Source organism: Streptomyces sp. CB01580, assembly GCF_001905795.1.
In the GTDB taxonomy this organism is placed as follows: Bacteria; Actinomycetota; Actinomycetes; order Streptomycetales; family Streptomycetaceae; genus Streptomyces.
On record NZ_LIXJ01000034.1, the window covers coordinates 17456 to 39974 of the forward strand.

The 22519-nt window shown below is 68.8% G+C and carries 19 protein-coding genes and 3 pseudogenes; 12 read left to right on the forward strand and 10 right to left on the reverse strand.

Annotation, left to right across the window (positions count from 1 at the left end; translation table 11 throughout):
- Positions 1-693: 693 nt before the first annotated feature.
- The 4 genes from AMK22_RS32350 to AMK22_RS32370 form a co-directional block, all read right to left on the reverse strand.
- Positions 694-2457, reverse strand: coding sequence for a thiamine pyrophosphate-dependent enzyme (locus AMK22_RS32350; RefSeq protein ID WP_242434240.1), 1764 nt, complete (start codon positions 2455-2457; stop codon positions 694-696).
- A gap of 427 nt (positions 2458-2884) precedes the next feature.
- Positions 2885-4552, reverse strand: a complete 1668-nt coding sequence (locus AMK22_RS32360) for an FAD-dependent monooxygenase (protein ID WP_073790918.1) — start codon at positions 4550-4552, stop codon at positions 2885-2887.
- Positions 4549-5064: a VOC family protein gene (locus AMK22_RS32365; RefSeq protein WP_073790920.1), complete on the reverse strand. Its 516-nt coding sequence runs from the start codon at positions 5062-5064 to the stop codon at positions 4549-4551. Before AMK22_RS32365 ends, AMK22_RS32360 begins: the two co-directional genes overlap by 4 nt.
- 97 nt (positions 5065-5161) lie before the next feature.
- Positions 5162-5728, reverse strand: a complete 567-nt coding sequence (locus AMK22_RS32370) for a TetR/AcrR family transcriptional regulator (RefSeq protein ID WP_073790922.1) — start codon at positions 5726-5728, stop codon at positions 5162-5164.
- Positions 5729-5875: 147 nt separating this feature from the next.
- Between AMK22_RS32370 and AMK22_RS32375 the strand changes: the two genes are divergently transcribed.
- From AMK22_RS32375 to AMK22_RS32395, 5 genes and pseudogenes are all read left to right on the forward strand, one after another.
- On the forward strand, positions 5876-6766 hold the full coding sequence (locus AMK22_RS32375; RefSeq protein ID WP_073790924.1) for a fumarylacetoacetate hydrolase family protein: 891 nt from the start codon (positions 5876-5878) through the stop codon (positions 6764-6766).
- Positions 6767-6901: 135 nt separating this feature from the next.
- Positions 6902-7366, forward strand: a complete 465-nt coding sequence (locus AMK22_RS32380) for a GNAT family N-acetyltransferase (protein WP_073790926.1) — start codon at positions 6902-6904, stop codon at positions 7364-7366.
- A 164-nt stretch (positions 7367-7530) separates the two neighbouring features.
- Positions 7531-7929: a hypothetical protein gene (locus tag AMK22_RS39730; protein ID WP_158072103.1), complete on the forward strand. Its 399-nt coding sequence runs from the start codon at positions 7531-7533 to the stop codon at positions 7927-7929.
- Positions 7930-8578: 649 nt separating this feature from the next.
- A complete protein-coding gene (locus AMK22_RS32390) occupies positions 8579-9337 on the forward strand; it encodes a hypothetical protein (protein ID WP_143203619.1) in 759 nt (252 codons plus the stop codon).
- Between the two features lie 374 nt (positions 9338-9711).
- Positions 9712-9972: pseudogene (locus AMK22_RS32395) on the forward strand (transposase); the annotation flags it as partial.
- On the opposite strand, the gene AMK22_RS32400 reads toward AMK22_RS32395, so the two are convergent.
- The 3 genes and pseudogenes from AMK22_RS32400 to AMK22_RS41395 all read right to left on the reverse strand — a co-directional run.
- The gene (locus AMK22_RS32400) at positions 9971-10216 is read right to left on the reverse strand and encodes a hypothetical protein (RefSeq protein WP_242434241.1); all 246 of its coding nucleotides are present in this window, start codon (positions 10214-10216) and stop codon (positions 9971-9973) included. The pseudogene AMK22_RS32395 and the gene AMK22_RS32400 overlap by 2 nt on opposite strands.
- Positions 10217-10328: 112 nt before the next feature.
- Positions 10329-11855 carry a hypothetical protein gene (locus tag AMK22_RS32405; RefSeq protein ID WP_143203620.1) on the reverse strand — a complete coding sequence of 509 codons (1527 nt, stop codon included), beginning with the start codon at positions 11853-11855 and terminating at the stop codon, positions 10329-10331.
- 148 nt (positions 11856-12003) lie between these two features.
- Positions 12004-12222, reverse strand: a pseudogene (locus tag AMK22_RS41395) (winged helix-turn-helix domain-containing protein); the annotation flags it as partial.
- A gap of 162 nt (positions 12223-12384) precedes the next feature.
- On the opposite strand from AMK22_RS41395, the gene def reads away from it, so the two are divergent.
- Positions 12385-13047: a peptide deformylase gene (gene def, locus AMK22_RS32415; protein ID WP_073790932.1), complete on the forward strand. Its 663-nt coding sequence runs from the start codon at positions 12385-12387 to the stop codon at positions 13045-13047.
- A gap of 39 nt (positions 13048-13086) precedes the next feature.
- Here def and AMK22_RS41920 read toward each other — a convergent pair.
- A pseudogene (locus AMK22_RS41920) lies at positions 13087-13434 on the reverse strand (helix-turn-helix domain-containing protein); the annotation flags it as partial.
- Between AMK22_RS41920 and AMK22_RS41405 the strand changes: the two are divergent.
- Positions 13369-13554 (forward strand): hypothetical protein, encoded by a 186-nt coding sequence (locus tag AMK22_RS41405; protein ID WP_242434242.1) that lies wholly within the window; start codon positions 13369-13371, stop codon positions 13552-13554. The pseudogene AMK22_RS41920 and the gene AMK22_RS41405 sit on opposite strands and share 66 nt — an antisense overlap.
- Before the next feature lie 59 nt (positions 13555-13613).
- Here AMK22_RS41405 and AMK22_RS32430 read toward each other — a convergent pair whose 3' ends face one another.
- A complete protein-coding gene (locus AMK22_RS32430; RefSeq protein WP_073790935.1) occupies positions 13614-14273 on the reverse strand; it encodes a double zinc ribbon domain-containing protein in 660 nt (219 codons plus the stop codon).
- Between the two features lie 890 nt (positions 14274-15163).
- Positions 15164-16042 carry a helix-turn-helix domain-containing protein gene (locus tag AMK22_RS32435; RefSeq protein WP_242434243.1) on the reverse strand — a complete coding sequence of 293 codons (879 nt, stop codon included), beginning with the start codon at positions 16040-16042 and terminating at the stop codon, positions 15164-15166.
- Positions 16043-16616: 574 nt separating this feature from the next.
- On the opposite strand from AMK22_RS32435, the gene AMK22_RS32440 reads away from it, so the two are divergent.
- The 5 genes from AMK22_RS32440 to AMK22_RS32465 all read left to right on the forward strand — a co-directional run bounded on the left by AMK22_RS32440 (position 16617) and on the right by AMK22_RS32465 (position 22487).
- The gene (locus tag AMK22_RS32440) at positions 16617-17420 is read left to right on the forward strand and encodes a DUF6801 domain-containing protein (protein ID WP_143203621.1); all 804 of its coding nucleotides are present in this window, start codon (positions 16617-16619) and stop codon (positions 17418-17420) included.
- An 8-nt stretch (positions 17421-17428) separates the two neighbouring features.
- Positions 17429-19621 (forward strand): NACHT domain-containing protein, encoded by a 2193-nt coding sequence (locus tag AMK22_RS32445; protein ID WP_079186518.1) that lies wholly within the window; start codon positions 17429-17431, stop codon positions 19619-19621.
- A gap of 1136 nt (positions 19622-20757) precedes the next feature.
- Complete coding sequence (locus AMK22_RS32455; RefSeq protein WP_073790940.1) at positions 20758-21114, forward strand: hypothetical protein; 357 nt, start codon at positions 20758-20760, stop codon at positions 21112-21114.
- 462 nt (positions 21115-21576) lie between these two features.
- Positions 21577-22047 (forward strand): hypothetical protein, encoded by a 471-nt coding sequence (locus AMK22_RS39735; protein WP_158072104.1) that lies wholly within the window; start codon positions 21577-21579, stop codon positions 22045-22047.
- A 68-nt stretch (positions 22048-22115) separates the two neighbouring features.
- On the forward strand, positions 22116-22487 hold the full coding sequence (locus tag AMK22_RS32465; protein ID WP_073790941.1) for a hypothetical protein: 372 nt from the start codon (positions 22116-22118) through the stop codon (positions 22485-22487).
- Positions 22488-22519 lie beyond the last annotated feature (32 nt).

The window sequence follows — 22519 nt, forward strand, 5'->3', positions numbered from 1 at the left end:
GTCTGCTCCACGCGGGCAGTTGCCTCGTACGAGGACACGACACAACGCGCCCTCACCGTACGGAACTCGGCGCTCCATCGAGGCCCGTGCTGGTTCGAGCGTCAGCGTAGTGGAGCCCTGGCCGGGGCGTCTGTCCCGGTCCTGTCACAAGCGGCGGTCCGACGACGGCCGCGGTCCGGCCGCCCGGACCTGTACTAACGTTCCCTCCGATACGAGCAGTTGAATGCCTGTCGGATGTCGAGAGCCGATACGACAGGCGGTGCGGCCTTGGGGTGATCACGTGCGTTGCAGAGCGCTGTTGACCACGCCAGGGCCGCGAGGGTGAGTCTGCTGCACGACGCCGCACACGTCGAGTTCCTGACCGTACTGTCGCGGTTCCGGACCGACTTCTACGGCTGCCTGACCGCCCCCGCCGGCGCGTTGTTCGAGCTGACCAGTGGGTACAGTTCACCAGCCTGGACGTGGACACCTGTTACTCCTGGGAGGACCGGACGCCGGCCGCAGCTGCCGTCGACGCCTGCCGCGGACCCCAAGTTCTGCACGAAGCCACTCGGCTGGTGGGCTGCCTGCCTTCCGAGCTCACCCCGTGGATCGAGTCGGCGGCGGCGGAGTCCCTTGAGGACATGCCCCGAGGTTTGAATGGTTTCCGCATCGGCCTGAACAGGGAAGCCGATCTCCCCGGCCTGGGCTTGGTCACGCGCTGCCAGCAGAACGGTGACTACTCCCGCACGCGCCGGGTCCTTGTCGCACGCGAGTGGGCCGAGGGCAGCGTGGACAGCTGTGGGCTATCGCGGGCACGGGCATGACGCCGACGGGTTGCTGGCCGCCGGTCATCGCCACCGCCGAGTTGTAGAGCAGCTTGTAGGTGACGTTCACCCCCGCCGAGACCGCAGCGCGGATGGCGAGGCTGCCGGAGTGGTGGAAGGTGCCGTCGCCGAGGTTCTGGATCAGGTGGTCGCGTGCGAGGAAGGGCTGCATGCCGATCCACTGGGCACCCTCGCCTCCCATCTGGGTCATGCCGATCACGTCCCCGGCCTGGGAGGGGTCCATGAGCGTGACCATGGCGTGGCAGCCGATCCCGGCCCCGACGGCGGCGCCCTCGGGCGCCTTGGTCGAGAGGTTGTGGGGACAGCCGGAACAGAAGTAGGGGGTGCGGGTGAGCAAGGGCAGAAGTGGCAGGGTCTTGCGCCGGGTCGTTGCCCGCTTTTTCTTCAACCAGCTCTGTACGGTGGGGAATTCGCCCAGTTCGTTCAGATGGGGCGCAAGTCGTGCGGCGACGGTGTCGGGATCGAGTTCTCCGTCGAGGGGAAGCAGGGCCGAGCCGTCGGGTGTGCGCTTGCCGGAGACGGACGGCTGGTCACCCTGGCCGTAGAGCAGGTCCTTGAGGGCGGTCTCGACGAGTGGCCGCTTCTCCTCCACGACAACGATGTGGCGCAGTCCCCTCGCAAACCGTTCGACGACCGTGGGTTCCAGAGGGTGGATCATGCCGAGGTGCAGCAGTCGCACACCGCGGCGCTCCAGTTCCGCGTCGTCGAGTCCGAGGATGCGCAGGGCCTGGCGGAGGTCGAGGAAGGTCTTGCCCGGCGCGACGATACCGATGCGGTCGTCGGGGCCCGTTCTGGTGATCCGGTTGAGGTTGTTGGCGGCGGCGTAGCGACGGGCGATCTCCAGGCGGGCGCCGTCCCGGCTGCGTTCCAGATCGCCGAGGGCTGGTTGCACCATCCGGCTGCCTACGGCGTGGCGGTACGACACTCCGTCGACGGCGAGGTCCGGAACGACCGGTGACGTCCGTCCGGCGCTCACGTCGACGGTGCCGGAACCGTCGGCGACGGCCGTCACGATTTTCAGCGCCACCCACAGTCCGGACACCCGGGACATCGCCACGCCGTGCAGCCCGAAGTCGAGGGCTTCCTGCGGATCGGATGGGTAGAGCGTGGGCAGACCCAGGTCTGCGAGGAGCAGTTCGGAGGCGCCGGGGACGGTCGACGACTTGGCGGCGGGATCGTCGCCGACCAGGGCCAGTACGCCGCCGTCCGGGTGGGTGCCCATCAGGTTGTTGTGCCGGATGGCGTCCGAAGCGCGGTCGAGGCCCGGGGACTTTCCGTACCAGATGGCCGTGACGCCGTCGACGCGCTTGTCCGGCTGTGCCGAGGCGAGTTGGGTGCCCTGGACGGCCGTCGCCGCGAGTTCCTCGTTGACGCCTGGGCGGAAGACGATGTCGCACTCGTCGAGAAGGGAGCCGCAGCGGGCGAGTTCCATGTCGTATCCCGCGAGCGGCGAGCCTTCGTATCCGGAAACGAATCCCGCAGTGCCGCGGCCCTCGCGACGGTCGGCGCGACGGATGTCGAGCGGCAGGCGGGCGAGGGCCTGGATGCCGGTGAGGTGGACGATGCCTTCTTCGCGTACGTATCGATCCTGAAGCGTGGGGCGGGAGCCGGTTGCTTTCTGGGGGGTCACCACTGCGTTCCTCCGGATGGGGCATCTGTCGCCGTCGGGGCGGACGAGGAGCCGGCCCGGCACGGCAAGGGCGGGCGGCCCGAAACAGCCGTGTCGGCAGGGCTCGGCCATGGTGTGTGTGCAGTACTGGGGGGCTCTGGCCGGCGCGGGCCTGCGCTGGTCGCCGGCAGTCATCGCAGGTCGACACAGGCCAGTACCGGTTGGCGTCGGCCGGAACTGCGGCATCCGCGAGGCAGGCGTACCGAGGCCGCCGAACTCGGCCTTCCGGCGGAAACGCCGGAACGTCGGAACGCTGCGGTGAAGAGGACGCCGAGCCAGGGCCCGTCGACGGACGGGCCATGCCACCGAACGGGACAAGAGACCGGGGGCGAGGGCCGGGAGAGCGCCGGGCGCGCGGCCCGGCGCCCTACAGACGCTCCGCGCCGGGCTATGCGGACTGCTCGGCTGCGTTGAGCAGGGCGGCGAGCGCGGAGGCAGGGGATGATCCCTCGGCGCTGTGCCACGCGATGTGACCGTCCGGCCGGACGAGAAGGGCTCCGTCCTCACCGATCCCGAGCAACTCGGGGCAGTGGCCGTCCGGGCTGGTGACGTCCCGGCCGATCACGACAGTCCGCTTCGCCACGTCCTGCCCGGTCTCCGCGAAGGCATCGGCCCAGTTGGCTCCCCCGGGCCCCGTGATGAGGGTGAAGCCCGGTATGAGGAGGTCGTGCGTGGACACCCGTTCGCCGGCACGTTCAATCCAGGCGTGCGGTAGTCGTGCTCCGGGGGCGGCGATCGGTGTGTAGTCGGTGGCCGAGAGCGGGGCGCCGTCGTCGTGCCGGGCCGCTCCGTAGACGTATCCGATCTCTTGGTTGAGCGCGTCGAAGTGCGGGCGCTGTGGAGGGATGGCCTCCGCGATCCGTCGGCGTTCCGCTGCGGCGACTGCCGGGTCGGAGCTTTCGAGGCGGGCGGCGATCCTGGTCGTTTCGGGCCCGATCCCGACCTCGGCCATCTTGATGGCGTTGAGCATGCTGTGGCGGGCGTTGTCGACGGCGACGGGACGGCGTTCACGCTCGTACCCGTCGAGCAGGGCGTCGGAAGCACCGCCCCTCAGCACGGCGGCGAGTTTCCAGCCGAGGTTGTCCGCGTCGGCGAGGCCGCTGTTCATCCCCAGGCCGCCCGTCGGCGGGAACTGGTGAGCCGCGTCGCCCACGAGGAACACACGGCCGCTGCGATACGTCTCGGCGGTCCGGGCCGTCATGATCCACGGCCCCACGGAGCGGATGTCCACGTCGAGTTCGGTGGTTCCGACGGCCTCCCGGATGATCCGGGCACATCGTTCGGGCGGGTAGTCCTGCGGCGATTCGACAGCCGGGTCGAAGCTCTTCTGGAAGGTCCACCGGCGAACGCCGTCCATCCCGATGAGGAGGCCCGGGGAGGCGCTGTTGATCAGCCAGACCAGCAGGGCGGGATCCTCTCTCATCCACGGGGAGAGATCGGCGTGGAAATAGATGTTCAGCTGGTGGCCGAGAACCGGGGAGCCGTCCATCGCGATGCCGAGCCTGTCGCGCATGCCCCCGGTCGCCCCGTCCGCCGCCACGGCGTAACGGGTGCGCAGGGTCTGCCGCCCGCCCACGCCTTCCACGGTGACGTCGACGCGATCGCCGAGGTCTGTCACCTCCACGACGGTGGTGCTGTAGTGCACGGTGGCCATGCCCTGGGCGAGTACCGCGTCGAGGAGGTGTCGCTGTACACGGTCCTGGGCGCAGGAGGTGAGCTGCTCGGCCGAAGCATGGATCCGGCGCAGTAGCTGGTCCTCCGGGCCTTCGACGAGTTCGATGCGGCCCAGTGGTTCCCCGGCGAGGGTCTGCTTCCAGAGGATGGTGCCGGCCCAGGACGGGTCTGCCGCCTCCGCTCGCACGGCGTCCGCGATGCCCCAGGTGCGGAACAGTTCCATGGACCTGGTGTTGACGACATGGGCCCGGGGGTGCGGATTGATCCCGTCGTACTGTTCGAAGACCACGCTGCGGACGCCGTGCCGGCCCAGGACGAGCGCGGTGGCGAGCCCCACGGGGCCGGCTCCGATGATGACGACCGGGGCGTCGATGTCGGTCATGCGCGCCTGACCAGTTCGGCGAAGGGCTCACCCGCGTCGAAGCGGCGCACCAGGTCGTCCGGGTCGAACACGACCCCGATCGGATTGGCTTCGAAGGCTCCGGACCGGAACCACTCGTCGAGGGCTTCCTCGGTGGCGAAGTTGTCGATCTGGAGCTCAATGTGATTGCCGTCGGGGTCCTCGTAGTACATCGAGGTGGTCGGACCGTGGTTGATGCACCAGAAGGGCAGGATGCCGTCCTTCTTCAGCCGCTGGTACGTGCCGAGCAGATCTCCGAGCGTGGTGTAGGTGAATGCCGCGTGGTGCAGGCCGGTGTGCGCGTCCGTCGGACGCTCGGACGCTCCGGTGGAGACCAGCGCGACACGGTGGTGCTCGTCGTCGTAGGTCAGGAAGGCGAGGGCCTCGTTGGCGAAGGTGACGCGGCCTTCGAGGACGCGTACGTACCAGTCGGTCATGGGCGACAGAAGGCCGGTGCGCAGGACGATGTGGGCGAGTTTGCCTGGAGAAGCCATGGGGTGGCGACCTCCCTATCGAGGGCATGACAGCCCTCTTGGCTGCCATACAAGAGAACCTTAGGCAGTCTCTTGTATGGCAGTCAAGAGATCGGTGTCAGCGCGCCACCGCGACGGCCGCCAGCGCCTCTACGAGGAGGTCGACGAACTCCCCGGTCGGCCGGTCCAGCCCCCGGAAGCTGACCAGCAGCCCCTCGAAAAGCACATGCGCCATATCCGCCACGGGCGCGACATCGACCCCTTCGGGCAGCCGGTTCGCGACGGCCGCGAGCAGGCGCCCCTCCAGCCATTCCCGCATGCGGGAGTAGACCTCGGCGAGGACGGGCGACTCGTCCATGCGGTCATACGCCTCCCGGTGCAGCCCGCGATACGCCTCCAGGTCGGCAAGGAACGTAACCAGCTGCCGCTGCGGATCCTCTCCGATCGCAGGATCCGCCTCCACGCGCTCCCGTTCGCGCAGGAAGAGGCGGTCCAGCGTGGCGGCGAACAGGTCGTCCTTGGTCGGGAAGTACCAGCGCACGGCGTTGGCCGCGACACCGGCCGCCTTGCCGACCTCGGTCAGGCTGGTCCCCTTGTATCCCTTGACGGCAAAGAGCTCCCAGGCGCTGTCGACCAGGGCGGCCTCGCGCTCGGCTTTCGGGATCTGTTGGCGGTTCCTTGGCATAGCAGCCCAGCCTAGGCGGCACGTCCCCGCCCCCATCGGCCGCATCCGAGAACAGCAACTCGGCAACCGATGAACTCTTGACTTCGAAACAAGAGATCTCTTGACTTGCAACCAAGAGAATATGTCCCCGACACACCGGAGTCCGTGATGCGCCTGTACAGCACAGCCCTGGGCATCGCCAGGGAGGAAAGCCCCGGCGAGCTCTCCGTACTCGACCTCCCCTTCGCCGACCTGGGCGCCCTCCTGCACGGACCGGGTATCGACCCCGCACGCGCGGCGGCGGCCGTCCGGCGCGTCGCCCTCGGCGAGGTCCGGGTGCACGCCCCCGTTCCCCGGCCCGGGAAGATCCTGATCGTCGGCCTCAACTACCCCAGCCACGCGGAGGAGGCCCTGGAGATGTTCGCCGCGATGGGACGGCCAGACATCACCCTGCCCGCTGAGCCGAATTTCCAGCTGGTCGCCGGATCCGCGGTCACCGCACCGGGCGACGACATTCGCCTCCCGGCCGTCGCGGCCGACCAGGTCGACTACGAGGGCGAGGTGGCCGTCGTGATCGGCCGGTCCGCGAGCGCGGTCTCCACCGCCGAGGCTCCGAGCCACATCGCAGGCCTGACCATCGCCAACGACGTCTCCGCGCGCGATATCCAACAGCGCGCGATGTCGGGCGATCCGACCGCGTCCATCGGCGTGGCCAAGAGCTTCGACACCTTCAAACCGCTCGGCCCCTGCTTGGTCACCCCGGACGAGTTCACCGCGGCGATCGACCTGCGGCTGCGCACCCTGGTCAACGGTGACGTACGCCAGGACGACCGCACCAGCAGCTTCATCCACGGCGTGGCCGACCTGATCTCCTACCTCTCCCGCTATCAGACCCTTGAACCCGGAGACGTGATCCTCACCGGAACACCGCGCGGCGCCGGCGTATTCTCCGGTCGCCATCTGCGCCCCGGCGACGTCGTCGAGGTCGAGGTCGAGCACATCGGCACGCTCCGCAACCGTGTGAGGGCCGCCCCCGAGGGCGCGAGCTCGGGCACATGACAGCCGGAACGCATCGCACGTCGGGCGCTCGTGACGGAATACCACACATGGCAATATTCTCTGACCAGCGACCTGGTCCGCGACAGAGAGCCAGAGGCAGCGCAGGCCATCGACGCGAACTGACAGCATGGCCCCATGGATGCAGAGGATCTCGGCGAACTCGTTGTGCGTCGCGTCAGGGAGACGGAGGCAGACGCGCTGGTTGGTATCGACTCGGTCGCGGCTGAAGGTGACAGGGAGCGAGTGGCGAGTATCCGAAGGTGGTGCCACCAGGGCGTGGTGGTCGCGGCGGAAGGCGCGTCCGGCCTGTTTGGCTACTGTGTAGTCGAGTACACATTCTTCGAACAGGGCTTCGTCACCATGCTGATGGTCGCACCATCTGCCCGCGGCAGAGGCGTCGGCCGTCGGCTGCTGGACGCCGTGGCGGCCTCGTGCGAAACCCAGAAGTTGTTCACCTCGACCAACGTCTCCAACCTGCCGATGCAGCAGCTGCTGCAGCGAGCTGGGTGGAGGCCAGTCGGCCTTCTCCACGGCCTTGATGAGGGTGACCCCGAACTGTTCTACCTCTGCCAGACGCAGACCGGGACGATGCACCTGTGACCGGTGACGTGACGGCGGCCGCACGAGTTCTTCGAGTGTGCCCAAGAAGTGGGCCCGTGCGGCCTCGACCCATCCTGCCTTCTGCGGCGTCTTCCGTACGCATCTCGGCGATCTGATCGAAGAGTTGGCTGCCCCGTGGCTCGCCCGTTGCGAGTCGGAACTCCGTGAGCGCCCATGGTGTGGAGCGGCAGCGAGAGGCCGGTGCCGGGCCGAAGCACGACCTGGTCTTCATCGACCGTCTGCTCGTCACCCCGGCCCACCTGTGCACCAGGCTCCCGCACGCCACGCTCGCCGAACCGTACGGCACCTCCCACTCCACGATCTCCCGTGCCATCGGCGAGATCCGCCCACTGCTGGCGGCGCGGCTTCGCCGCCCCCGACCGCCGACGATGACGCGCACCATGGGGCCGCGTGCGGGCCGGACTGCGGTGGCGACGAGTTCGGAGATCACGAGTTCGGCGGGGTGCGCCGTGTCGTCCCGTCCCCAGGCGGACAGGGACACGTGTACCAGGTGCCGGGCCTCGGTCGCTGTCTTCGGCTCGCGTGGCAGGACCACGTTGTAGCCGGGGTGCCCCGTGCGGCGGGGGCGCGCTACGTTCATGCGGCCCATCGCCGCCTCTCGGCCCGGACTCCGCGCGGCTGGGGCTGGACCGCGTCCGTGGGCGGCCCGGGCGCGGCGGGGTGCGCAGTGAATTTTGGTGGTGTCCGGAGGCAGGGAGAAGCCTTCCCCGTGCCTGCAGCCGGTCGGCGATGGCGCGGCGGCGGGCTTCGGCGGCCTTCGTGAGGGCGGCCGGCCGGGCGAGGTACTGCGGTGTGTGCAGCCGACGTCGCGGGGTCGGCCGTGCGGCCCTCCAGGTACTCCTCGGGCATCGCGACCTGTTGGTGGGCGTGGACTGCGGTGGCCTGCTGCGCCGGGGTGAGCGCGGTGTCCCGGTCCGGATCGCCGCACCGGCCGCGCGGCCCCGCTCCAGCAGGCGACGGGCTTGCGGCGTGAGACGGTACTCTGCTCACGGAAAGACCCTTCTCACTAAAATGAACAGACGTCCTGGGCAAGCCCCATCGCCCAGGGCCGCAAAGGACTTTCGCGGTCCAATCAAGATCCACATGCCGCTCGGCAACACGGCTCGACCGGCATAGCAGGTCCACGTTGCGAGAGCAACAGGGAAGAAGCGAGAGAGGCGGGGGAGCGAAGTGAGAACCCGGAAGAGAACCATGGTCGGGCTGACCGCGGCAATCAGCCTTGGACTCGGCCTCGCGGGCTGCGCGACGGAGGAGAAAGAGCCCCGGCCGGACGACAAGAAGCCCGCTGCCGAGGCCAAAGCCACGCCGTCCAAGCAGGCTTGGGAAGCGCCGCAGTCATGCACCGATCTGAACCTCCGGCCCGGTGCGACACTCAACGGAAAACCGCTTGGGAAATGCGTTTCAGAAGCGCTGTCAAGCTATGGCTCGGGAAAGATGCACATCACCGCCGACATCTATGGCGACGTCGAATTCACCTATGACCCCGAATACAATTTCCAGGGTGAGCTGACCGGTCCCGACGGCCCGATCAAGATGGCCTTCGTCGACGAAACCATGTGGATCGACCAGGGGGACGGCCCCGTCAAGGGTGACAAGAAATCAGACGATCCCAAAGAGCAGCTCGTCGCTGCAACCGGCGAGCTCTACCGAACCTTTTCCGACGTCAAGTACGCCGCCGAAATGGTGCAGTCGCAGCCGGTGTGGAAGGTAGACGAGACGAAAGACAAGATCGAGCTGCCCAACGGTAATTCCGTGGAGTCGTACCGGATCATCAGCGACGACGCCTTCTCATGGAACGGGCTTCCGGTAAAGGAGTTCATCCTCTGGTTCGCAGAGGACTGGACTCCCGTCGGCGACCAAGCCTCGATGGAGATCGCCGGCAAACTGGACACCCGCACCCAACACTTCTACGACCTGGGCAAACCAGTCGACATCACCCCGCTCGGATGAGTGCCTGCTTCTGAACCCCCGGCCAGGCCGGAGGCCGGTAGCCTGATAGAGCAGGTGGGCCGAGGGTGAAGCTGCTGACCATCAGCCCCAGGTTGATCAAGCCGCCGGACTCTTCGGAGCGCTCCGGGCGGCGGTGGTCCGGGCCGACGTTCGACACTCGTCGCTTCTTTTCCTCGCGCCGCACCAGCCACAGCGGCTCCCGTTCGGGGAACGGTCACCGTGACCGTTCCCCGAACGCTTGCACAAAGCGCCCATTCCGGACTGGCGACCCTTGACCTGCTGATTCAGGATTCCAGTAAGCCGGACTGGAACTCTTCTGTCCGCTCGAGTTACTCGCTCTGGACAGAAGGTGATTCCCGCGGTGTGCCGTCATCATGACGGCTCGCCGACCGTATCCGAGTGACCTGTCCGATGCCCGCTGGGCTCTGGTGGAGCCCACCTTGACCGCCTGGCGATACGAGCGCGCCGCCCGTGCACTCGTCTTCGGCCGACCACCTGAGCACGACCTGCGCGACCTGCTGGACGCGATCCTCCACGTCGACCGCACCGGCATCCCATGGCGGTACCTCCCGCACGACTGCCCGCCTCACCAGACCGTCTACGCCTACTTCGCCCGGCGGCAGAACGACGGGGTCAGCCGTTTTCCCGACCCGGCAGGGGAGCGCCCTCCAGGAAAGCGTGATAGGCCTCGACGGCTTCCGGCTCGATTTCAGGGTTGGAAGGGCCATAGCGGGTGTCGGTGCGGTCCCGCTTCGGCCCGGAGACCCAGAACTCCTCGTCGGTCTGCACATCGTAGAAGTTCGCATCGAACATCCCGCCTGCCCGGCGCAGTGTCCTCCCGTCGAAATACGCAGTGCTCCAGGTCTTCGAGAAGTCCACCCACCCGATCCACGAGGGTCCGCGGTCAGTGTTGTAACCGGTCTTCAGCTGTACGAACATGAGACGTCGAGGCATACGCTCAGGTTCCTGCACAGACCGCATCCATGACCAGCTATTTTGCGGCCCCGACGCCGACCGGCTGACCGGCCTGCCGGCCGGGGAACAGCCAGGGCTCGAGAAGGCCCAGACCGAAGGGTCTCCGGCCTGGGCCTTCTGCGCTTGCTGGAGGATAGATGACCCTCCCGAGGGTCACTTCACGTCGACGTGGTCCGCCGCGGAGGCGACCGCCGGGGTGGTGGACGTACCTGCGAAGAGAGAGCTGGTCTGTATCGCGCCAGAGGTTCGAGACCGGCTCGTCATTCGGTTCGGCGCTGATGTGCTTGGTTGGTGTGACGCGTTGCCGACTCTCGCTCACGAACTCGCTGCTCATTGGAATCTGGATTCGGCGGTTCGCCTGCCGGTAGGCCCGCAGGATCGTCCGGATCGTCGCCGGGGACTTCGGGGTGAGCTCGACCTCGACGGCGATCGGGGACCGCGGGACGGGCTCGACGACGACCAGGTCCGGCCAGTGCACCACGGTGGTCGGCGTTACATCGGTCGTCCTGAGCGGTGCTGCTGCAGGGGCCGGGTCCGGCGTTGAAAGGCGGTGCGTCCTTCTCCGACGGAGTCGGTCGAGCACAGGGACCACAGGCTGCGCAGGCTGTCCACCAGCAACTGGGCGGGGCGCGTGCCGGGAGGGTGAGCCTGGCGCGCGGTGAATCCATTCCACGAGCATGCGGCCCGCCGACCGGGCCATCTCCGGTGAGTTCAGATCGAAGTGGCGGCCGCGTCCTTCCGTTGCCATGTGCCACATGGCGTCCAGGGACTCTTTCACCTGCTCCCGCAGAACCCCCAGATCGTCGTCCGTCACCGACAGAAAGGTCTCGAGCCGTTCCGGACCGGAGGTTTCGACACGTTCTGGGAGCTGCTCGCTGTGGCAGAGCGCTGCGAGCAGCCATGCTGCGCGGGACTGCTCGGGCGGCCCGGCGAACGCCATGGCCATGCGCAGGTCCGCCATGAACACGCTGTCGTCCGTGGGCAGGGCCGGGGCATTCAGATGGATCAGCACGCTGCGGACGCGTTCGTCGAGCTCGGCGCGCGATGCCGTCGCCAGGTCGCGGCGGCGTCGGAGGTTGTCTCTCATCTGCCTGACGGCCGCCTTGTGTTCCATGTCGAGGGCAGCTGCGGCTTCTGCCCAGTTGTACTCGGGTTCAGCCTCGGCGCGAAAATCATCCGGGATGCGCTGCCACTCCTCGTCCTTCCGCTCGCGGTCCTTGCTGTACTGGACGAAGTAGTTCTTGAGGAGGGCGGCACGCACGGGATCCGAGGGCACTGGGACCTCGTTGAAGAACGCCAGGAGCGCCAGGTCCTCGTTCGTTCTGCACGGCGGGGCGCATACCAGGAGCCCTGCCACGAGGGCGACTGTCTCCGGCTTGTAGACCTCGGCGGTTCCGATCCGGACCAGCGTTTTCGGGCCGGGCCGAGGGATCAGCCCGGCTTTTCGCCAACGCTCCAGCCGGTAGGGGCTCAGTTCCAGTCCGGATGCCGCTGTGCACCGGATCAAGTGCCTGTCGGCTGCGTTGGGTTCAGTTCTCACCATGTGCTCAAGCTACGAAAGAGGCTCCACTGTTTTTTGCGAGTGAGCGCGGGGACAGGTATCCGGTCCGGGGTGGGGGAAGCTCGGATGCTGGGGGGTCTCGGTCTGGGCCGCAGGCTCGGCAAAGCGTCCTCGGGCTCGCGATGTTGGCCCCGTCGGCTGCGGGGGCGTGCTGCCTCAGACGCCAGGGACGTGCGCGACCCCCGCTGTGAGGGGCCTCTTCGATGTATCCGTGACGTGCGAGCTGCCGTAGGTGGAATGAGCAGAGTCCAGAGCTGTAGCCCAGCCGGGGGACGGCTTCGGTCGCCGTGACGGTGCCGACTTCGGCGAGCAGGTCCAGCAAGGCTGTGCGGACTTCGTGCTCGCGCAGTTCTTCGCCGGTGCCGTCTGCCTGCTCGTCCGGGGTGTTGACGCATCTTCAGTCACTTTGCAAAGTCTGCTACTTTGCAAAGTGCTGGGCAGTAGTCCTGCTGAAGACATCAGCCGCGGTGACCTCCGCGGCATCTGTGGCGTGCGTAAAAGGGAGAGAGCCATGTCTGTTCGTCGCGAGCGGTCGCGTTCCGTCGACCGACGAGTCCATGTGCAAGGCCGCCCGGTGGACACCTATCCGGCTCTGCCACCGGAGGCGGGGCGGGGTTCGCTTCGCAGGGTCACGGTGGTGGGTGAGGAGGTGCTGAACCGTCCGTGCCGGGAGGTGACCGAGTTCGGGACTCCTGAGTTGTCGGCGTTGATCGACGACATGTTCGTCACCATGTATGTGGCCGACGGTGTCGGCCTGGCTGCCAACCAAGTTGGCTTTGACCTGCGCCTATTCGTGTACGACTGCCCGGATGACTACGGGGTCCGGCATGTCGGCCACATCATCAACCCCGTCCTGGACCTGCCCGATCCGAGTAGTCGCCGACTCGTTGACGACTACGAGGGATGCCTGTCCGTACCCGGTGCGGGCCTGGCAGTCCCCCGCACCGATCGCGCCGTCGCTCGCGGGCTCGACAAGAACGGCAACGCCCTCGTCATCGAAGGAACGGGCTACTTCGCCCGATGTCTGCAGCATGAGACCGATCACCTCTTCGGTCACACATATCTCGACCGGCTCTCCCGGCGGGATCGCAAAGACGCGTTGCGGCAGATGGAAGACCGCCGTGAGGACGTCTTCGCCCAACGCACGATCAAGGCCGCCCGCCTGGGCCGATGAGCCGCTTGGCGGCAGCGGCCAATTTCCGCCGAAGGACGTGGGCCGCATCCTGCGGCCCCGTTCAGCACGTTCGATCAGGGATCGGCCCAGGTGCCTTTCAAGCCGGTTGATCTGGGCAACCAGCGTGGACCGGCTGATGCGAAGGACTTGGGCCGCTTCTCTCATGGTGGGGTAGGGCAGCGCGGCGACGAATCGCTCCAGTTGGCCCCATGTGCAGGGGCTGGTCGGAGCATCACGCAGGAAGGCCGGTGCCCGTGCGGCCTGTCGCTCCGCCCGATGGGTGGCAGCGTGGGACGCTGCACCGCGCCGCAGCGGGATGCTATGGGTATTGCTGAGGCGGTAGTACTCGCCGCCACGACCGACGACGGCGTCGTCGGTCGGTGGAATCTGGACGTGGACGCGGCGATCCGGCGCATCCGCGCGAGCAGCGCCGGGGCGCTGAGCCGTCAGCAGTGGCAGCGGTACGTTCCGCAGCCTCCGTACAACCCGCCGTACGGGGGCGGCTGACCGGCTGCTGCCGCGGGGGGTCCCGCACGTCGTCGGACGCGCGGCACCCCTGCGTTCCGCTACTGCCGCGCACCGCATCCCGGGCAGAACGCGGATCCCTGGGGCACGGCCGCATGGCATGACGCGCACTGCGGGGTCTGGGCGAGGCGGTGGCCGCATCCCGGGCAGAAGGCACCACCGTGCGTCTCCGTGCGGCACTGCGGGCAGACCAGCTGGCGGGGCGTGTTGGCGTCGTAGCGCTGCCCGGCGGTCTGACCTGCGGCGTAGGCCTGGTCGGAGACGAAGTCATTGAGTCCGCGGCGACGGGCGGCCTCCGCCTCGGCGGCGGTGTCGGGGGCGCACTGGAGGCAGAGGCCCTGTTCGGCGTTCCAGCACCGTCCGCAGTCGTACGAGGTGCAGCGCGGGCAGCGGTTGAAGTGTCCGCGCGCGTTGTCGATCGCACGCTGGAACGCGGCGTCGCGGGCGCCGCCCCAGGTCGCGCCGGCCAACCCGTCGGCGGCGTTGTTGATCGTGTTGGCGCTGCCGCCCAGCAGGCCCCAGGCCGCGTTGACGCCCTTGCCTATCCAGCCGGCAGCCTGGCCCGATCTGAAAGGTTCGAACGGCGAGCGCCAGGTGTCCGAACAGCGCTGGCAGCGGAACTCGAACTGAAAGCCCGCGCCTGTGCCGTGCTGCTGCGACAGGTCGCTGTAGTTGTTGCTGAAGTAGATTTCGTCGGCCATGTCTGAAACCTCTGAGCCCTTGTCATGTTCGATGGATCGTCCTCGGTGGACATGATGGCAACGATCGGCCACGCCGGTGCACGCGCCGGGCAATCGTAATGCTGCACCGGTTCCTGGCGGCCGGACCACTCCCCCGCACCGCGTCGGCCCCCGCACCGCGCTCGAGCGGGCCGCCCTCCGCGCACCCTCCGCCCCCGTCCCGTCGTCGTCCACGATCGCCCTTCGTGGTCACCGTTCAGGCCATGGGGCCGAGGTCGCCTTCGAGGATGGTCCGGCTGATCGGGGGCCGGTCCCGGAGCGGGAGGAGTTCGTCGGCGAGATCCGCGATCAGCAGGGAATCGTTCAGCTCCATCCGTCGCTTCGCCGGCTCCTCGCCGGTGAACGACTCCCCGTACGAGCCCCGACCGGCCGACCCCCTGCCTGGCCGCGTGCGCGGACGACTGCGACACCGTGATCACACCGGCCATGGCGAGGTCATCTCATCCCTGAACAGCAGTTACGGGACAGCCCTTGGACCGACGCCCGTTCCATCGGGTCGAGTTGGCCCAGGGCGTTGTTCTGGGCGGCCAGGATAAGGGCGAGCAGCCGAGCACTCTGCCCCGGACGCCACCTGGCGAACTGCTCGACGCCCCGCCACCGCCCCGACGCGGCGAAGCCGCCCGGGCCGTGGCGCGAGCCGGGGCGGGGCGGGACGATCCGACGCCGAGATGCCGGGGTCCCGGATCGTGGAATCCTCCCGTGATCGTTTTCGTGTAGGGATTACCGAGCTTCAGAGGCATCCGGTTCGAGACCGCTCCGGCTATCCGAAAAGCGTTTGGGCACCATGATTTACCGTGCGTCCGGTGACCTGCCGCTGTTGCCGGTCGGACCGGAAGTCCAGCTGATTTCGGTCAGCTCCGTCGCGTATCACCGGCGGACGGGAATCCCGCGTGACGCATTTCGCGCGGGCACACCCCGAAGCGCTGCCGGAATGCCGTGCTGAGCGCGCTGGAGGAGGAGAATCCCGACGCATATGCCAGCTCGGTAATGGTCATGTGCCGGTACGCGGGCGCCCGCAGCCGGTCCCGTACCAATCGCAGCCGCTCCTCGCGGATCAGTGCGCGGGGGGTCGTCCCGGCTTGTCGCAGGGCCAGCTGTACCTGGCGCAGCGACCAGCCCAGGGCTCGCGCCATGGTGGCACCGGTCAGATGGGGGTCGGCGGCGTGCTCGCGGGCGTACCGGCGGACCACGGTCTCCACCTCCGTCAGGTGGCCGGGCGGGGTGGGGCGGTCGTCCCCCGCGGCGAGCATGCACAACAGCTCGACCAGGCGTTCCGACACCGCGTCGAACTGGCCGCTTGTGAGGGCGTCGCGCTCCTCGTGCAGGCCGGTCAGTATGCTGCCCACCACCCGGCCCAGACCCGAGCGGAGGTCGAGGCCCAGGGTGAGCGGCGACGACCGGTTCAACCGCCCGTTCACCTCCTGGGCGGGGATCGACATGATGAACGCCCGCGTTGAGGCGGCCTGCAGGACCTCGAACGGCGCGCCGAAGGAGACCAGGCACCCGACGTCCGGGACCAGTAGCAGCTCCTGGCCGTTCTGGCGCAGCAGCAGCTCTCCGGCGACCGGCAGCAGCAAGCGGTAGTCCTCGTCCGGGCTGTGCCGTACCTGGCTCGTGGTCCGGGTGTACTTGATCGTGTCCGACCACCACTGGACGAGCTGATAGGTGGCGGTGCGCTGGCGGATCGTTCCCGCGCGGAAGTCGTCGGTGCGTGGGTATCCGTAGCCCATCTGGCTTTGATACGACGTCACGTGCTCGCCCCAGAATTCGGCGCGCTCACGCGACGTCACGTCCCGGGTCGTGCATGAAATCACCGTGTAGGTTTCCAAGGCCATCGAAACACCTTTCACCGCGGCCTTCTCACAGTGCGCACAACCGAAGTCGGATCTCACGCTCATGGCACGAGGCCCCGGTAGTGCCGCAACAGTGTAGTGGACGGCGGTGCGATCCGGGCAGTGCGCCAGCGGCTCGATACGCACATGTGTGCGTGGAACTCGTTGTTTTTCGCGTGGCGTCAACTTTCCTACGCGCACGCGCAATTCCGGGCGGGCGATCCACTCCTACGGTTGGTTGCGGGGCCCGACTGCGCGCTCGGGCGGGGCGGGTCCTCGCCGACCGAGGTGGGGCCGCCCCGCGGCCGTTCCACCTGGTGGGGGAATCCGTGGGTTTCGTGCCGGAGGCCCGAGTACCTGACTGAGGGACAAGATGGCGAACGTCGAACTGATCCAGAACCCGTGTGAGCAGCAAGCGGCATCCCGCTCCGTTCTGAGAGGTCCGGTGGCCCGTGGGGCCTGGGGACTTGTGGTGACCGCAGGGGTCGTGGGCACGAGCGCGGGAGTCTTCGGAGTCGTACCCGCGGCCGCAGAGCCTGTGTCGCGCACACTGCGGTACACCTGCTCGGTTCCGATGGCCGACGAGCGGCAAGGCACCGTGAAGATCGACTCGGACGTCCCGAAGTCGGCGACGGTCGGCGTGCCCACACCGAAGTTCGTCATCCGTGCGGCGGTGCCGGTCAACGCGGCTGACGCGCGAGAGTTGCGGAAGGCGGGCATCAAGACCATCACGGGCACGGTGGACGCGAAGGTGCATGTGACGGCGCCGGGCGTCGAGACCGACCTCGGCGTGCCGTTCCAGGTGGCCAGGACCAGCGTTCCGGCGTCCGGACCGTTCCAGGTCAAGGCGACCGGTGTCGCGCCGACGCGCGCCTTCACCCGACCGGGCGGGGTGAGAATCACCGTCGGCGACCTCGCCGCGCACGTCACCGCGAGCGGGGGCATCGTGACCGTCACGCTCAACCTGTCGTGCGGGCTGGATCCCGGGCAGAACAACGTCGTGGCGTCGTTCGACGTCGCCGGGGCGGGAACGACGACCGGTCCGGCCCCGTCCGGAACGGCTGATACGGCCACCTCGGGCACTGCCGGGTCACGGAACCCGAGCGACGACGCGAGGGCGGACACGACCCCGGAAGGCTCGGCCGACCCCTCCGGCGCCATGGCCGAGACCGGGAGCCGGGGCACCGGGAGTCTGGTTCCGCTGGCCGCGGGGTCCGCCGTCCTGGGCACCCTCGCCGTGGCCGCCGCTTTCCGCTTCCGCTCACGCGGCAGGTGACCAGGGGGATGTCCGACACCGTACGCCCCACGCGGTGGGGCTGGTCGGCGCTGACGGTGTCGGCGCTGGTGGTGTCGGTCGCCATGGCCGTCCGGGCGGGAACCGGGGACGTGGACCCGGGCGGGTTGGTGGTCGGAGTGGTCGGCCTGATGCTGACGGTGGCGGGCCTGGACCAGGCCAGGTCCTCCCAGGCCCGGGAGGACACCGATGCCGCCGGGCTCGCCGACCGCCTCGCCGTCGACATCAGGAAACGCGAGGAGGAAGCCCGCCGGAGACTTCTCGGCGGCAGCGACCGCACCATCAACATCGAGTTCGTCCACCTGCCCTCCCGTGCCCACCAGGCCGCGGGCGCGGTACCCCACGGCACATTGGAGGAAGTCGCCGCCTATTACCGCGCTGTTGGGTCCGGCCGACTCGTCATCACCGGCGCGCCCGGAGCCGGTAAGACGGTGCTCGCCCTCCACCTCATGCTGCTTCTGCTCGCCGACCGGACGCCGGGCGGCCCCGTACCCGTACGGCTGTCGTTGTCCACCTTCAGCCCCGGCCCGGCCAAGCTCGACGACTGGCTGGCCGACCAGCTCGCCCGCGTACACCGGCTACGCCCCGCCGCGGCAGCCGCTCTCGTCAGAGCCCGTCTGGTCCTTCCGGTGCTCGACGGCCTCGACGAGATGGACGCCAGGGAGGATCCCGGGCTCGGCTCCCGCGCCGCGGCCGCCCTGGAGGCCATGAACAACTACCTCCACGGCACCGTCAAGGGCCAGCTCGTCCTCACCTGCCGCAGCACCCCGTACGCCGCTCTCGAACACGTGAGTCTGTGGGCGCAGGACGCCTCCCGCATCGACATCGCCCCTGTCAGCCCGGCCGCGGCCGAGGCGTTCGTCACCGCCCGGGCCGTCGACCCGGACCGCTGGGAACCCGTCCTGGACGCACTCCGCGCCGCCCCGGACAGCCCGCTGGCCCGGGGCCTGTCCACCCCCTGGCGGCTGACACTGGCGCTCGCCGTCTACGACGAGCGCGACCCCGAGCACGGCTGGGTTCGTGACCCCGCGGAGCTCCGTCGACGCGGCCTGCGAACCCCCGAGCAGATCCGGGACCACCTGCTGGATCTGTACATCCGGGGTGCGTCCCCGATGGACGACACCGCCGCGCCCTACACGCGGCAGCAGGTGCGTATGTGGCTGACGGTCCTCGCCCGCCACCTGCGCACCAACACCGGTGCCCGCGAGGTGGCCGGACGCCGTCTGTCGAACACCGACCTCGTGCTCCACGAATTGTGGCCGCTCACCGGCCACCGCCGCGCCCGCACCGTCCACGTCCTCCTGACTCTCGCGGTGTGGGCCGTTGCCGACCTGCCCGCGGGCCTGCTCGACGCGTGGAGCGTGTACGTGACGAACGTAATGCTCATGGCGGCGGGCAGCCTTCTCGTGGGAATCCCTCCCTGGCCGATCCCGTCCCGGCTGGAACGCATCACGGTCAAAACGCGTGTCGGGCGACGCCAGCTCGTGAACGGGCTCGTGGGCGGGCTCTTCTGGGGAGGGCTCGTCGTCGTGCTCGACATCGGGAACGTCGTCGGACTGGTGATCGGGCTCGTGTACGGATCAATGGTGGGGCTCGTCGGAGGGGCGACCATCGGGGCCGGACTGGCGGGCGTGCTCTCGGACGCACTCGAGATCCGCAGGCCGCACGGGCTCGCGTCGCCGCGCCGCATGGTGCGGGACGACCTGGTGACCGGGCTCGTGACCGGCCTCGTGGTCGGGCTCGGGTTCGTCCCCTTCTACTGGTTCGCCCTGAGCCCCGTCCTCGCGTTCGGGGCGGTGTTCATCTACATGGCCCTGTTCGGCCTCGGTGGCGGGCGGGTGCTCGCGCTGGTCCACAACCGCCTGTTCAGATGCGGCTACCGGGGCGCGCTCGACGTGCTGTTCAGGCCCTGGCGCGCGTTCGGCCCCCTGTTCAGGACAGGCGCCGGCCCGGCCCTCGGAGCGGCTGGGATCCGCTACGTGGCTCTCCTGCTCTGTACTCGCCGCTGGTGGTCCGATCAGCCACTGCCCTGGCGCCTCGGCCGTTTCCTCGACTGGTGCTGCGACGCGGGTCTGATGCGCACCGCCGGGATCGCCTACCAGTTCCGCCACCGCGAGCTCCAGGACTTCCTCGCCCGCGGCGACATCCGCCACGACCCGCCGGGCGGCCCCGTGTCCGCGTGAACCCCGGGTGGCTGGTCGGTCACAAGGGTGCGGTCCGGTGCCCGCTCAGCTTGTCGTCCATCCAGTTCGACGCGGTTCTGTGCCGACCTCGTGGTGGGCGGGACGGCTGAACGCTTCACCGGTGGCGAGCACTCTGCCCACGTCATGACGGGTGGCTGGGCGGCGGTTCTTCGAACCTGGTGGCCGACCTGGTCCGGGGAGGGTGAGTTTCGGTGCGCCCGCCGGTGAGCCGGTCGTGCAGGTTTCCGAACCTCCTGTTGGTGGTGTCGGTGACCGCGGTGATCGCGGGCTCGGGCCAGGTCTCCGGCTTGGTGAAGCGGAACTCCGGGCCGTGCTTGGCCGGCCGGTCGACTGCGAGCCGGTGTCGAGGCCCTGGTCGCAGCGCTCCATGTGTCCGGGGTGGACAACCGTCGGCTTCGCGAGCAACTGAGCGCGCCTGGTCCCGTCGTTCGCATCCTGCCCATGCAGCCCCGCCCTGGGCAGCAGTTCCAGGGCCAGGAGCCCCTGGGATCCGAGTTCTGCCGGCTCAACCGGTTCGGGGAGGGTCCGCCGACCCATCCGGGGGCTCAGAAGACGTGCGGGCATGGAAACGTCGCAAAAGGTGCCTTGCGAGCAATGTCACCCAGACCGCCAGCCCCAGCGCCGCGACAATCCTCAGCCAGGGTGCGGTGCCGCTACTGGCTGCTGTCCACCCATGGAGCAAGATGCTCGCGCACATCCAGCCCGGGCCATCGAAGAACTCGCCCCTGGGGTTTCGTGACATTGTCCTGCTCCCCTCAGCCTTCGCGCGGGGACCGCTTCCAGTTCGCCACGGCGGCAGGATATGGCAGTTGACGGGCCGGCCTTCGGCCGGGCCACTACCTGGCAGCCGCCGTCCTTCCGGCATTGACGTCATCTCATCCACGTCCGCGAGGAGCAAGACCACCGGATGTTGCCCGAACCGGGCGACGAAGGCTGCTCAATGGGCACGAGGCCAGGGCTGTCGTCACCCACATTGCCGGGTTCCGGAAAGCAGCCCCGCGGGCCGGCTGCCGTGCCCGGTGGATGAGGGGAGATGTCCGGGCAGTCATCATGATGAGCCGGGGGCACTGCTGTTCTGCAGGTCCGCAGGAAGTGACCAGTGCGGGGAGGGGCAGATGCTCGGGACCGCGATCGACGTGCTCGACAGGGCCATGGACGTGCTCATGGTGGCCGTGGGGCTGGGCTGTGCGTGGCTGGGATGCTGGGCCGTGCACCGGCCGCGCCGGCCACCGGAGCCCATCCGGGGGCCGGTGTGGGTGGTCCGCACCTGGGGGCTCGGCTTTGTCCTGCTGGGGATTTGCCTCGCCATCGAGACGATCACCTTGATGACCGGCGGGGAGACCGGCTGGGCGGCGGATGTGATCCGCTGGGTCGCCGGGCCGCTCGTGGTCGGCTCGATCGTGGCTGCGTTTGTTGCCCGGCGGTGGAAGCGCCACCGGGCCCGGACTGTGAAGGGCAGGCGGCGGGCGTGAGACGATCCGTCTCCTGGCGCGAGGCTGCGTCGGCCACCGGCCTGCTGGGCGGTCAGCGGCCTGGGGTACACCGCGAGCGCGGCCCTTGACGAGCCGCAACTGTCCGTTGCTCCCCTCATCGGCGCCGGGCTCATGCAGTGGTTCTGGGCGCGACACCGTTCCTGGCCGGCAGGGGGCGCGGCCGGCCTTGTAGGGGCTGCCGTACTGTTCGGCCTCGTCGACATCCTGCGGCCGGAACTGGGCCGGTACGTCGCGGACGCGCTGGCCACGGGCGCAGCGGCGACCGCCTCCGTAGCCGTGCTCACCCTGCTGGGCCGCTTCACAGGACGCCGTCATGCCGCCGTACGGCAACCCGCGCGTGAGCCACCACATCAGCCTTCCGCCCGAGCCGGGCGACGTCCGGCGGCGTACCGTCCGGCGTCGCGTGTGGGGGCTGTGCGCGGCGCTGCTCGGTGTGTCGCGATGCTCCTCCTCGGTGCCGCGGGGCTGGCCATCGTGCCGGACCTGATCGAGGACGAGAAAGCGTTCGGCACCGCGACTGCCTGCACCGCCCCGTCCTCTCTCCAGGACGACTGCCGGCGCTCGTTCGACGCGACTGTGACCCGTACGGTGATCAGGGATCAGGCCAGGTCATCGGAGTACACGCTGTACGTGGACGGCCCGGCACGGGTGCCCCGCAGCATCGACGTGGGCGGCTCGGAGCCGCTGCTCAAGCGCCTGCGTCCCGGTGACAACGTGACGGTCACCATGTGGCGGGACTACGCGACCGCGGTACGCCAGGGCAAGGTCTCCCAGGAGACCGCCGATACGCCGGAGGGCGAGCCGTCCGCGACATTCGCACGGCCCCGATCCCACGCTCGCCCAGCCGCGCGCCGCCGTCGACGAGCCCGCTACCCGCCCCACGCGGTCGGGGAGCTGATGCTCGCGCCATAACCGGCGACCGCCGCGCCCTGCACGGCACCGTCCTGTAACCCGCGCTGCACGAGGCCGGTCAGACCTCCGTGCAGGTCAACAAGCAGGGGCAGGTCGAGATCCCCGCCGCGGGGGCCGATGGGGACGGATCGGGCTCCGGGGGGAACTCCGGCGCCGAGGCCATGCAGAAGGCGATGACCGAATGCGACGCCAAGGTGCCTGGGATGCAGCAGCTCGCCAACAAGGAGCTGCCCAAGATGGTGGAGCGGGCCCGGCAGCTCGCTGTCTGTCTGCGCAAGAACGGTCTGACGGTAACTCAGGTTCCGGACACTGAGCCGAAGTTCAGCGGAAACGTGGCCATCGCGGTCGACACCGACCCGGCCGCGTTCGAGCGCGCGTACGCCATATGCAGCAAGGATTTCCAGGATGTGGGCGTCACCTCGCTGGGCAAGGGGCAGTGAGCATGGCGATGGACGACGGCACCCGCGACCTC